The sequence below is a fragment of the Streptomyces sp. NPDC056347 genome (genome assembly GCF_042262625.1).
In the GTDB taxonomy this organism is placed as follows: Bacteria; Actinomycetota; Actinomycetes; order Streptomycetales; family Streptomycetaceae; genus Streptomyces.
Genome location: NZ_JBHJQP010000148.1, coordinates 1 through 11551 on the forward strand (window position 1 = coordinate 1; position 11551 = coordinate 11551).

Sequence of the window (11551 nt, forward strand, 5' to 3'; positions counted from 1 at the left end):
GCCGTACGCTCCGTACGGCGGGGCGGCCCTGTCCGACCCAGGGGAGTACGCATGACACGAACCGCGACGGCCGCAACGGCCACGGCCGCCTCCGTCCCCGGCCCCGTGATCGAGACCCGGGGCCTGACCAAGCGGTACCGCGGCGGCCAGCTCGCCGTGGACGGCCTGGACCTCACCGTTCCCGGCGGCAGCATCTTCGGATTCCTCGGCCCCAACGGCTCGGGCAAGACCACCACCATCCGGATGCTGATGGGCCTGATCGCCCCGACCTCCGGCACCGCGCGGCTCCTCGGCCACCCCGTGCCGGACGCCGCCCGCACCGTGCTCCCGCAGGTCGGCGCGTTGATCGAGGGACCCGCGCCGTACGGCTTCCTCAGCGGCCGGGACAACCTGCTGCGCTACGACTCCGCCGACCCGACCGCTGATCCGCGCACCCGCCGCGCCCGGGTGGCCGAGGCCCTGGACCGGGTCGGGCTGGCCGCCGCGTCCGGCAAGAAGGCCAGGGCGTACTCGCTCGGCATGAGGCAGCGCCTCGGGCTGGCCGCCGCCCTGCTCCGGCCGCGCCGCCTGCTGGTCCTCGACGAGCCGACCAACGGCCTGGACCCGCAGGGCATGCGGGAGATCCGCACCCTGGTCCGGGAGCTGGCGGCGGACGGCACCACCGTCTTCCTCTCCTCGCACCTCCTCGACGAGATCGAGCAGGTCTGCACGCACGCCGCGGTGATGGCCCGGGGCCGCCTCGTCACCCAGGGCCCGGTTGCCGAACTGGCGGCGGGCGCCCGCGGCCGGCTGACCGTCACCACCCCCGACCCGGGCGACGCCGCCCGGGTCCTGGGGGAGCTGGGCATCACCGGGATCACCGTCGACGGCGACCGGGTCGACGCCGAGGCCCCGCCCGCCGGAACCGAGCTCGCCGACCTCAGCTCCGCCCTGGTCCACGCCGGTGTGCGCCTGCGGTCCTTCGGGATCGAGCGGGCCTCGCTGGAGGACGCCTTCGTCGCACTCACCGGAGAGGGTTTCGATGTCGCAGGCTGAAACCACCCCCCAGGCCGAACCCGGGCCCGGGTCCGAGGCCACCCACCGGTCCGAGGCCGCCCCTGGCCGTGGGGCCGAAGCCGCCCCCCGGGCCGGAACCACGTCCGGGGCCGAGACTGAGCCCGGGTCCGAGGCCACCCACCGGGCCGAGGCCGCCCCTGGCCGTGAGGCCGAAGCCGCCCCACGGCCAGGAACCCCCGCCCAGCCAGGACGCACCCCACCCCCCGGAACCCCACCCCGGGCGCGCAACCCGCTGTGGACCCTCGGAATCCTCCGCTCCGAGCTGACCCTCACCCTCCGCCGCTGGCGCACCCTGGCCCTGCTCGGGGTGCTGGCCGCGGTACCCGTGCTGATCGGCATCGCGGTACGGATCGAGACCGGCCACGGAGCCTCGCCGGGCCCGGACGGAAGCGGCGGGACGGCCGGACCGGCCTTCCTCTCCCAGGTCACCAACAACGGCCTCTTCCTGGTCTTCGCCGCCCTCGCCGCGACGCTCCCGGTCTTCCTGCCGATGGCCGTCGGTGTCGTCGCGGGCGACGCGGTCGCGGGCGAGGCCTCCGCCGGAACGCTGCGCTATCTGCTGGTCGCCCCGGCGGGCCGGACCCGGCTGCTGCTGACGAAGTACGCCTCAGTACTGGTGTTCTGCCTGCTCGCGACCCTGGTCGTGGCGGCGTCCGCGCTGCTCGTGGGCCTGCTGCTCTTCCCGGTCGGCGAGGTCACCACCATCTCGGGCACCCGGATCGGCTTCGGCGAGGGCCTGTTGCGGGCCGGGCTGATCGCGGTGGTCGTCGCGGCCTCGCTGATCGGTTTCGCCGCCGTCGGCGTGTTCGTCTCGACGCTCATCGGCAGCGGCATCGCGGCCATGGCCGCCACCGTCGGGCTGCTGATCACCGTGCAGATCGTGGACGGCATCCCGCAGTTGAGCGCGGTCCACCCGTACCTCTTCCCGCACTACTGGATGTCGTACGCGGACCTGCTGCGCGCCCCCGTCTACTGGGACGAGGTGGTCAAGAACCTGGGGCTCCAGGGGCTGTACGCGGCGGTGTTCGGCTCGGCGGCCTGGGCCCGGTTCACGGCGAAGGACATCACCGCCTGACCGGTGCCGCCAGGGCCCTTCGTACCGTCGTGCCGTCGGCCGGGCGAGCCGTCCCCCGATCGGCTCGTCGCGGCACGAACGGCACGAACGGTGCGGCTCACCGGAACGACACGACACGGCACGTTCCGTTTCCGCCTCGATATTGTTCGACCTGTGGCGACAGCCTGTCAATAAGGCCTTGTTCGAACACGCCTATGCTCACCGAATGATCACATCGCCGATTTCAGAGCGCCGTAGCGAGCGATCACGGAGGGCCACGCTGGCAGCGGCCCTCGAACTGTGCACGGAGAAGGGGTACGGCCGGGTCACCGTCGAAGCCATCGCGGCCAGAGCGGGCGTCAGCAAGAAGACGATCTACCGCTGGTGGCCGTCGAAGAGCGCGGTGTTCCTCGAAGCGTTCGCCGAGGGTCTGGTCGACACGATGACGTACCAGGACACCGGGGACATCGTCGCCGACCTGCAAGCCACACTGGAGAGCGCGTCGCGCCTCGTCTCCACCCCGCCGCTGGGCCCCGCGTTCGCCGGAATCCTCTCCGAGATGCACCACGACGAGGAGCTCACGCGGACGGTACGCGGGAAGCTGCTCGACCCCCGCTTCGAGGAGGCGGTCGGCCGCCTGCGCCGGGCCCAGGAACAGGGCCAGATACCCCCGGACGCCGATCTGCGGCTGGCGATGGAGATGCTGATCGGACCTCTGTACTTCCGCCATGTGCTGCGCAAGCCGATGCAGGACGAGGCGGAGATCGCGGCCCTGGTCGCGCATGTGCTCCGGGCGATCGGCGCACCGCCCGAGCCGTGAGGCGGCGGCCCCGCGCGCGGCAGCCGGGCCGATTGTCAGACCCGCGTGCCAGCATGCGGAGCATGGGGAATCGCCACGACTGCTTCAGCGCGCCGGGCGACGCGACGCGTACCCGTCCCGAGCCGCACCGGCTCCACCGCCTCATGTCCCTCTGACCCCGTGGCGATCCTTCCCGCACCCGCCGGGGCCCGATGAGTTCTCCGGCTCCGAGCAGTCCTCACATGCACCGGCACCGCGCCGACCGGCACCGGGCGACACACAGGAAGAGAGACATGGGACAGCTGCTGAAGGTTCAGAACTTCAACGTATCGAGCGACGGTTACGGGGCGGGGGAGGGCCGGAGCGTGGAGAAGCCCTTCGGCCACGCCGACCCCGGGGCCATGTTCTCCTGGGCCGGGGCCACCGCGAGCTGGCCCAACCGCACCGACCCCGGCGGCGGCCGGGGCCTCGACGACTACCTCGTCCGGGACTTCCACCACAACATCGGCGCGGAGATCATGGGCCGCGGCAAGTTCGGCCCGCAGGAGGGCCCGTGGGAGAACCACGACTGGCTCGGCTGGTGGGGCGAGACACCCCCGTTCCACACCCCGGTGTTCGTGATGACCCATCACACGCGCCCGTCGTTCACGCTTTCCGACACCACGTTCCACTTCGTGGACGACGAGCCGGCCGCGGTCCTCGAACAGGCCCGGGAGGCGGCGCAGGGCAAGGACGTACGCCTGGGCGGCGGGGCCACCATCATCCGGGCGTTCCTCGAGGCCGACCTGGTCGACACCCTGCACGTGGCGGTGGCGCCGGTGAAGCTCGGCACCGGCTCGCGGCTCTGGGAGTCCCCGGACGAGCTGCGCGACCGCTTCCACGTCGATGTCGTCCCCAGCCCGAGCGGAGTGACCCACCACCTGTTCTGGCGCAAGTGATCCGGCGCACGCCCCGCCTCACGCCCCGTGCCGCATCCCCCGGATCGCGTACCGGGGCGTGACCCCGGCCGGAGGCGTTCGTTCCCTCCGGCATGAAGAAGATTCCGGCTGTCGTGGCGCTCGCCGCCCTCAGCCTCACCCTCACCGCGCCCACCCACGCCGCCACCCCCACGGCCACCCCGTCCGCGGCCTTCGCGGCGCAGGGCGAGTACGTGATCCACAACGTGGCGTCCGAGCCCGGGTCGGGTCTGGGCATCGGGCCCGTCCCGCTGATCTACCCGCCGATCGACGTCCCGCTGCGGTACTTCGGCGGCCAGTTCGTCGAGCGGTGGACGGTGAAGGCGGTCGGCTCCGACCGGTACACGATCAGCGCGGGCCCGGTCCAGCCCGGCCGCTACGCCTTCGTCCAGCGGGAAGGGGCGGTCTACGTCTCGGCCACGAAGAAGCCCGGCGAGTGGACCATCGAGTCGGCCGGCAACGGCAGGTACACCATCGGCGTCCCCGGCGCCGACCGGGTCGCCACGCTGGACCGGGACGGGAACCCGCAGGTCACCCTGGCCCCGCGCCACGGCTCGCCCACCCAGCTGTGGGAGTTCGAGCGCGTCGACATCGACGACTAGGACCGTTCCGGGCGGAGGCACTCCGGCGCCGAGTGATGGAGTGCCGCCCCCGGGGACGGATGCGACGGAACGCCTCACCCGGCGAGTGAGCGGTCGGCTTGGCGGGTGGGTCGCTCACCGCTGGTGCACCAGATCGGACATCACGGCAGGCGGCAGGGACGGGTTGGCCGCAGCCGCTTCCACGACCTGCCAGTCCGCGTCGGCGAGCAGCTCCGCGACGACCGGTGGCGGGAGTGCCGGGTGCCCGGCGGCCACGGGTCTCGCCCGTTCGTCCGTCAGGCAGACGAGCAGCGCCGAGGCGGTCGCCCCGCGATGCCGGGCAACCTCACGGAACACCTTCTGCACTGTTGGTTCGTGCCGGACCAGGTCTTCCAGAAGCGCCGGCGGCGCATCTGGGTTGGTTGCGACCCTGGCCAGGACACGGACGCCGTGCCGGTCGACCATGGCGCGCAACTGCCCTTCGGTGAGGCCGGGGTGAGGAGCGAGGGCTTTGACCACCTTCGCGTCGGGGTCGTCGGCCAGCCGGTCGCGTATCCCGGGCGGCAGATCGCGTCGTTGGGCCACGAGCATTCGGGCAGCCGGGTCCGGTGACTCGGCCAGCTCTTCGACCTCGGCGGGAGAGGAGGCGGCAATACGGGGCAGGAGGGCAGCGCCGATCCTGGGGCTTCGGGCCAGGTGAGTGAGTACGTCGAGCGGCACCCGGAGATGGTGTGCGAGCCTGCGGCGCACCTCGGGGTCACGGTCGCCGGCCAGCGCGCGGATCAGGGCCTCGCCGGTCGCGGGATTGTCGGCAAGGTCGGCACGGACACCGGGAGCGGGGTCCAGGGCGAGCCGTGCGCAGGCCTGCCGGGGCAGGTCCTGGCGGGCGGCGAGCGCCCGGCGCAACAGCATCGACGGATGGTCCACGAAGCCGACGACGGCTTCGACGGGGGTGGCGGGGTTACGGAGTGCCGCCTCCCGCACGTCGTGGACGGCGGACTCGTGGGAGCCGTCGCAGGAGGCGCCCGGCGGCAGCTCGCAGTCGAGCCGTGGGTACTGCGGTTCGTGGACGAACGGGGTCTCCTCGTGGTCACAGATCAGACAGCGTCGTGCCGCGGGCAGCCCCTCCCCGGTCACCAACGCTGCCAGTACGGCCGGGGGTGCGGCCTCATTGCCTGCCACCGCGCGGCGGACCTCGGCGTGCGGATGCGCCGCGAGCCTCGCGGCCACGTCCGGCGTGGTCCACAACGCGAGCTCGGCGACGACACGTACGTCCGGGTCCGCCGCGAGCGTGTCCACCACGTCGGACGGGAGGCCGGGGCAGGCTGCCAGCTTCTCCCGCCGCTCACGGACCGGGTCCACCGCGAGGAGACGCGCCCATTCCGGGCGGCCGGCACCTTGGTCGAGCAGGGCGAGGGCGGCATCCGGCCGGACGGAGGGATCGACGTCGGCGGCGGTCAGCCGACCCTCGTACGCGAGCCGCACCGCGCTCGCACCGATGCGCTCGGCCAACGCGACCGCCTGTGCGCGGCCGAGGTCCGCGCGACGGGCGAGGCCCGTGGCGATGTCGTCGTCCGCGATGGCTATCAGCCGGTCGACCAGCGCGGACGACAGGGCCGGATTGGCGGCGAGCCCGCACAGGATGTGTTGCACAGAGGCATCCTGCCCGGAACGTGAACGATGAGTTCGGGATTTCTTGATGCCAACGAGCCGGCGGACGCCCGCCCCCACGTGCTCGGCGCGGTGGCCGGCGAAACCCGCCGGCCGAAGCACCCGGTCACAGCGGAGTGCCGACCCGAGGGGCGGAGTGACGCCTACTCCACCCATGCCCCGCCGCGCATGACGACTCTCCCGCGCAGTTCCGACGTGCCGCGCCAGGCGCGTACGGTCCGCGGCGCGACACGTACGTACACGAAGGAACCTTCCTCCGTGCGCGGGTCCCACCCGAACTTCGTGGCGAAGGCGTCCGCCGCTTCCCCGGGCACGTCCTGGTCCGGGAAGCACTCGGCCTCGCCCTGGAGGAGCACCACGTCGAGAGTGTCCGGCAGCGCGAGGCGTACGCGGGGCTCCGCCCGGACGTTCCGCACGGTCGCGGATGCGGCGTCGGTGCACACCCACAGCGCCTGCCCGTCCCACAGGAACCACAGCGGCACCTGGTGCGGCCCGTGATCGGGATGGGCCGTCGACACCCATACGTCGCGTTCGGCGGCGAGCCGCTCCAGAGTGTCGCGCCTGCGCTCCGCGGCCCGACGCCGCGTGATTCCGGTGGTCTCCATGAACACCGACCCTAGGCAGCGGGCGCGCGGCGCGCATGAGCCATGAGCCCTACGCCCCGCGACCGATACCGGGCCCCGACCCCTCGAAGGCGTGCTGACGAGTGGACGGGGGGAGGCTTACGGCACCTGCCGGTGCTGCCCGCTCGGGGGAGGGTCGGGCGCCGGACGGGTGAGCCGACGCGGTTCCCGGGGCGGAGCAGGGCACCTGACGGCGCGGACGAGTACGAGAAGAACCGGGGGCGCGTGGTGGGAACGGTACTCAAGGGCATGAGCCGTGTCCGGTGGCACGAACTGTCGCACGCCTACGGATCGGCCGAAGAGGTTCCGGGACGGCTCGCGCGGGTGGCCCGGGGCGATGCGTCGGCCGCCGCTTCGGCGCTGAGCGACCTCGGTCTGTGGCTCGGTGAGCTGGCGGTCTTTGACGCGACGGCCGCGGCCGTTCCGTTCCTGTGGGACCTCGCGGTCACCGAATCCGTCACCGACCGTACGGGTGTGATCCAACTGCTCCGAACGATCCTCGAACACGCCAACCCTCCCCGCCCCGACGTCCAGTACGCCGCTCACCGGGCCGTGTTCGACGGCAGGAGACTGGCGGAGAGTCTGACCGGTGACGAGGACGCCACGGTGCGGACACCGGCCCGGGACCTGCTGGCCGCGATGGACAGCCACGCCTGCGAGGTCTGCCGCCCCGCCTGACCACAGCCCGCTGCCGCTCTCCGGGCCGGCGACGGTCCACCCAGGACCTAGGCCGTTTCCTTCGGATCACCTTCAACGGTCTTGTCCGGCCTGGATACGGTGATGGCATGACGACAATCCTGCGGCACCCCCGACCTGGATTCATGTGGGATTGGTGGGCAGTGGACGCTCAGGGCTTCCTCGTGCAGTTCAGTGGCGGGCCTGCTCCTGAGCGTCTACTGGTGCATGTGGATCGTGTCGACGCCGCGGCTGCATGGGCTGAGGAGAACTGTCCCGCGTGGTTCATCGATGCTCCCCCTTCGCTTCACGCCTTCAGCTGCAACGGCGAACTGCCGGTCTACACCCGCAATAGCGTCCCGGACTTCCCGTTGCGACTGTCCGACGCTCCGGCAGCCATCGCCGACGTTGCAGCCCTGGTTGAACTGCACAAGGCAGTGGGAGATGCCTGGACGGTTTACCTCGACCAGGGATGGGTCTAGGCAGCCGCTGGGGTCATCTGGCTGACCAGATGAAGATGGCGGCGATGTGGAGACCGGCGAGGTAGACGGTGGCGGTCTTGTCGTAGCGGGTCGCCAGACCGCTGGACTGGGTCGTCGCGGTCGGCTCCACGGTGGTTCGTGCTCACCAGCGCGCGGGCGGTGCTGCCGGGTGACCGGCTACCTGGCCGGGACGATCCGGACATCGCTGACGCCTTCCTCTGCCCGTTTGAGGTCGGCGTAATCCCCGACCGCCGCCACGCTGTAGCGGACCGCAGACGTGTGGCGGCATTTGTTCCGCACCCATGTGATCTTGTAGTTCCGCAAGCCGAGGTTCCTCCCCCCGGCCGCCGGGGTCCCCGTTCCGTTGAACGATCCGCGGCAGAAGTCGGCGTCTTCGGCCCAGGCGTCGTACGCCACCCCCGCCCAGCCGTTCAGGTCGTCGGCCTGGTGGCTCGCGGCCAGCTCCTTCAGGTAGGCCATGAGTCCGGTCGCGCCGCTCTTCTTCAACTGAGTGTCGAAGATCCGGCGCATGCCGCCGAGGGTCTGCTGGGCCCTGCTGCCGTAACGCGTCGCCATCTCCATGAACTCGAACTGGTTGCGGACCCGGTCGGCGAGCACGGGGTCCCAGTGGGACGGCGGGTCCACGAAGTACCTGAGGGCTCCCTTCGTTCCGGGTATGACCTCCGCCGCCAGCCAGACGTCCGTGGAGACGTTCTCGAAGTGGGGATGCAACAGCACTCTTCGTGCGTCGTCCGAGGTAACGTCGCTCTTCTTGGAGTTGCAGAACTCGCAGATCCCGACGAGGTTGTCAGGGGCGACGCACAGTGCGGGGAACGCCTTCTTGGGCAGGACGTGGTCGAGCTCGGACACCTCGCTGTGCCGGCACATGGGGCAGAGATCCTCGTCACGGCCTTCCATGACTTCCTCGTAGATCACCCGGCCGGGGCCAGCCCGCATGCCGCTCTCGTAGACGATGTCCGAGACCTTACGGTTCGGAACCCCCGCGATCTGGAAGTCCTGTGCCCTGAGGGCGTGCAGGCTGCTGGTGAGAGCAGCCGCCCGATAGGTCTCGGCGGCCTCTTCCACCGCCGGGGCGGCGTCACGGAGCTTGCTGCCCAGCCCTTGGTTGTTCACCGTATCGCGCGAGACTCCCGTGCAGATGTCCCAGCTGGCTCTGGCGCTCACCTGCGTCACGGGTTGGGAGGGCCACATCAGCGACCCTCCGCCCACTTGTCCGCGAACAGGACGTGGACCAGGCCCTTGGCCTCGTCTCCCAGCTGACCGCCGAAGGAATAGAGAACCTCCTCGTATGTGTCGAGCCGCTCGACTGCCTTCTCGATCTCGGCGTAGAAGCCGGACTTCTTCACTTCAAGGCCGAAGATCTCATGGGTGAGCACTCCGACGTTCTCTCCGTACGTCTCCATCCTGGGCCGCCGGGCGCGCCCCAGGGAGCGGCGGATCTTGTAGGCGCAAGACCGGGGGACCTCCTGGAGCACGACGGGCGAGTGCGTCGCGGCGATGGCGACACCGTTGCGATCGGTCAGAAGCCCGGACAGGGCGCGGACGAACGAGGACAGGAGCGGGGGGTGAAGATGCGCCTCGGGTTCGTCGAGGAGCACGAGTGTCCTCTCCGCGACCAGGTCCACGAGCCGGGTGAGGGTGAGCAGCACCAGGGCATGGCCGGAGCTGAGGCTCATGAAGATGTCACGCCACGGGCGGTCCGCGCCGTTGGTCAGCTCGTCGTCGACGTTCTTGAGCAGTCCGATCGGGCGGTCCCCGAGGGGGGTGTCTCCGTAGTCGTCGCCGATGACCGCGGCACTGAAGTGGCGATCGCTTGCCAAGGTGTACAGGGTGTCGACCCATCGTCCGTAGTGCCCGGAGGTGGCGATCGATCTGAGGCTATCGATGAACTCGCCCGCCAGCTTCTCGCGCCCTTTCAACCGGGACGCGTGAGTCTCGCCCGGCTCGTCACCGTCTCCGTGCGTGGTGAGGCCGACGTGCTGGAACTTGACCTCGGGATCGGGGTCCACTCCGACGAAGGGGTCGAATGCGCTGAAGGTGACGAGCAGGACGTTGGCGAAGCCGACGTCGTTGTTGTAGGTGATGCTTCCTACGGTGGGCATCGGCATGCGGTTCGGGTGTACCGCGGCCGTGGCCAGTGAGCGCAGGAGCGTGGTTTTCCCGACCCCGTTGGGGCCGATGAGCACGTGGATGTTGCTGGAGGGTACGGACGCGGGACGGACCTCGAACTCCAGCGGGGGATGGGCGATCTCGCCGGCCGCTTGAGGAAAGTGGTAGCTGAACCGGTACTCGGTGCGCCGTGGGCCCCCGGTGGCGATGCGCATCCATTGCTGCAGAATCGTGCTGACGGAGACGTTGCGCAGGAGCGAGGTGCGGAACACGGTGCTCGATCTCGCCAAGGCCTCCAGTTTCCCCGCCGCGCGCGCGGGGCTCTCCACGGTGGTGACATCCCCCAAGCCCCGGAGGATTTCCTGCCCCGCCCGCCCGAACTCATTGAGCGTCTCGTAGTAGAGGGCGTCCTGGCCGACGGAGATCCAGGGGCCTTCGTCCGTCGGCAGACCATCGGGGAAATCACCCCGCGGTACGGGGCTCGGCCCGGGCTGCTGGCCGGCCAGCGCGATCTTGACGCGGCCGACGTCCACCGGACTGGTGTCCTCGGCAGGACGGAACCACAGGTCGTAACTGGTCCTGAAGCCGAAGTCGTCCCAGCTGTCCGGTACAAGGAGGGCGGCGCGGGGGCCGACGTCGGAGGGAACCCATCGGTCGGTCTGGACGATGAAACGCACTGGGGGCCTCCGGGATCACGGCACTGCTCGGCCCCGAAAGCCTAGGCCGCCTCCCGCGACGAGCACGGGGGCGCCACCGGGACGAGCAGGGGGGAGACGTCGTAGTCCCCGATCCCGCTGGTGGGATGCCTGTCCGTGGCCACGTTCCACACGGTCTGGAACAGACACCCCGCCGTCACGTACCAGCCGGGCAGCCCCAGACCCGCCGCGCGGTGCAACACCTCCAGCAACACCTCGTTGCGGGACAGCACGGACTTCAGGGCGGCAAGCTGTTCATCCAGCGGGAGGCGGCCGATCATCACCCATGCCTACCACGCCGCAGCCGCCGTCGAGGCCCTGCCGACGGACCTCATCCCGCAACGGCCGGATGAACCGCGCCGAGGTCTCCGGCCTTGACGCCTGTCACGAAGGTGGTGAAGGCGGTGGGGGTGGTGTGGAGTGTGGGGCCGGCGGGGTTCTTGGAGTCGCGTACGGGGATGACGCCGTGCGGGGCGGCGAGGTTGGTGGCGACCTCCACGCAGTCGCCGCCGTTGTTGCTGTAGGAGGACTTGAACCAGCGGGGCGACGGGTATTCGGTCGGGTTCGTCATGGGTCTCCCTTTCGAGTTCGCCCCGCCATGCGGTGCACGGCGGGGCGGTGGGGTCACATGCGCTGGACCTGTACTCGGCTCAGACGGTGCCGAGGTCTCCGGCCTTGATGCCTGTCACGAAGGTGGTGAAGGCGGTGGGGGTGGTGTGGAGTGTGGGGCCGGTGGGGTTCTTGGAGTCGCGTACGGGGATGACGCCGTGCGGGGCGGCGAGGTTGGTGGCGACCTCCACGCAGTCGCCGCCGTTGTTGCTGTAGGAGG

13 protein-coding genes and 1 pseudogene are annotated in these 11551 nt (G+C 70.7%); 7 read left to right on the plus strand and 7 right to left on the minus strand.

Going from position 1 to position 11551, the window contains the following annotated elements; all coding sequences use genetic code 11:
• Positions 1 to 51: 51 nt before the first annotated feature.
• The 5 genes from ACFCV8_RS27575 (at position 52) to ACFCV8_RS27595 (ending at position 4467) form a co-directional block, all read left to right on the plus strand.
• A complete protein-coding gene (locus ACFCV8_RS27575) occupies positions 52 to 1035 on the plus strand; it encodes an ATP-binding cassette domain-containing protein (protein ID WP_376688160.1) in 984 nt (327 codons plus the stop codon).
• A 253-nt stretch (positions 1036 to 1288) separates the two neighbouring features.
• Positions 1289 to 2131: an ABC transporter permease gene (locus ACFCV8_RS27580; protein ID WP_376688181.1), complete on the plus strand. Its 843-nt coding sequence runs from the start codon at positions 1289 to 1291 to the stop codon at positions 2129 to 2131.
• A gap of 205 nt (positions 2132 to 2336) precedes the next feature.
• Positions 2337 to 2930: a TetR/AcrR family transcriptional regulator gene (locus tag ACFCV8_RS27585; RefSeq protein WP_376688161.1), complete on the plus strand. Its 594-nt coding sequence runs from the start codon at positions 2337 to 2339 to the stop codon at positions 2928 to 2930.
• 272 nt (positions 2931 to 3202) lie between these two features.
• Complete coding sequence (locus ACFCV8_RS27590; protein ID WP_376688162.1) at positions 3203 to 3847, plus strand: dihydrofolate reductase family protein; 645 nt, start codon at positions 3203 to 3205, stop codon at positions 3845 to 3847.
• A 92-nt stretch (positions 3848 to 3939) separates the two neighbouring features.
• Positions 3940 to 4467, plus strand: a complete 528-nt coding sequence (locus ACFCV8_RS27595) for a hypothetical protein (RefSeq protein ID WP_376688163.1) — start codon at positions 3940 to 3942, stop codon at positions 4465 to 4467.
• A 114-nt stretch (positions 4468 to 4581) separates the two neighbouring features.
• Here ACFCV8_RS27595 and ACFCV8_RS27600 read toward each other — a convergent pair whose 3' ends face one another.
• Together ACFCV8_RS27600 and ACFCV8_RS27605 are read right to left on the minus strand one after the other, a co-directional pair.
• On the minus strand, positions 4582 to 6099 hold the full coding sequence (locus ACFCV8_RS27600) for a hypothetical protein (protein WP_376688164.1): 1518 nt from the start codon (positions 6097 to 6099) through the stop codon (positions 4582 to 4584).
• 161 nt (positions 6100 to 6260) lie between these two features.
• On the minus strand, positions 6261 to 6722 hold the full coding sequence (locus ACFCV8_RS27605; RefSeq protein WP_376688165.1) for a pyridoxamine 5'-phosphate oxidase family protein: 462 nt from the start codon (positions 6720 to 6722) through the stop codon (positions 6261 to 6263).
• Between the two features lie 243 nt (positions 6723 to 6965).
• Between ACFCV8_RS27605 and ACFCV8_RS27610 the strand changes: the two genes are divergently transcribed.
• Both ACFCV8_RS27610 and ACFCV8_RS27615 read left to right on the plus strand, forming a co-directional pair.
• Positions 6966 to 7418 carry a hypothetical protein gene (locus ACFCV8_RS27610; RefSeq protein ID WP_376688166.1) on the plus strand — a complete coding sequence of 151 codons (453 nt, stop codon included), beginning with the start codon at positions 6966 to 6968 and terminating at the stop codon, positions 7416 to 7418.
• 107 nt (positions 7419 to 7525) lie between these two features.
• The gene (locus ACFCV8_RS27615) at positions 7526 to 7897 is read left to right on the plus strand and encodes a hypothetical protein (RefSeq protein ID WP_360937155.1); all 372 of its coding nucleotides are present in this window, start codon (positions 7526 to 7528) and stop codon (positions 7895 to 7897) included.
• 177 nt (positions 7898 to 8074) lie between these two features.
• Here the strand turns inward: ACFCV8_RS27615 and ACFCV8_RS27620 are convergent, their stop codons facing one another.
• The 5 genes and pseudogenes from ACFCV8_RS27620 to ACFCV8_RS27640 all read right to left on the minus strand — a co-directional run.
• Entirely contained in the window at positions 8075 to 9091 is a 1017-nt protein-coding gene (locus tag ACFCV8_RS27620) for an HNH endonuclease (protein WP_376688167.1), read from the minus strand.
• A gap of 17 nt (positions 9092 to 9108) precedes the next feature.
• Entirely contained in the window at positions 9109 to 10704 is a 1596-nt protein-coding gene (locus ACFCV8_RS27625) for an AAA family ATPase (RefSeq protein WP_376688168.1), read from the minus strand.
• A gap of 95 nt (positions 10705 to 10799) precedes the next feature.
• Positions 10800 to 11003, minus strand: a pseudogene (locus tag ACFCV8_RS27630) (nucleotidyltransferase family protein); the annotation flags it as partial.
• Between the two features lie 50 nt (positions 11004 to 11053).
• Positions 11054 to 11293, minus strand: coding sequence for a DUF397 domain-containing protein (locus ACFCV8_RS27635; protein WP_376688169.1), 240 nt, complete (start codon positions 11291 to 11293; stop codon positions 11054 to 11056).
• A gap of 79 nt (positions 11294 to 11372) precedes the next feature.
• Positions 11373 to 11551: DUF397 domain-containing protein (locus ACFCV8_RS27640; protein WP_376688182.1), on the minus strand; the 179-nt coding region annotated here is incomplete at its 5' end.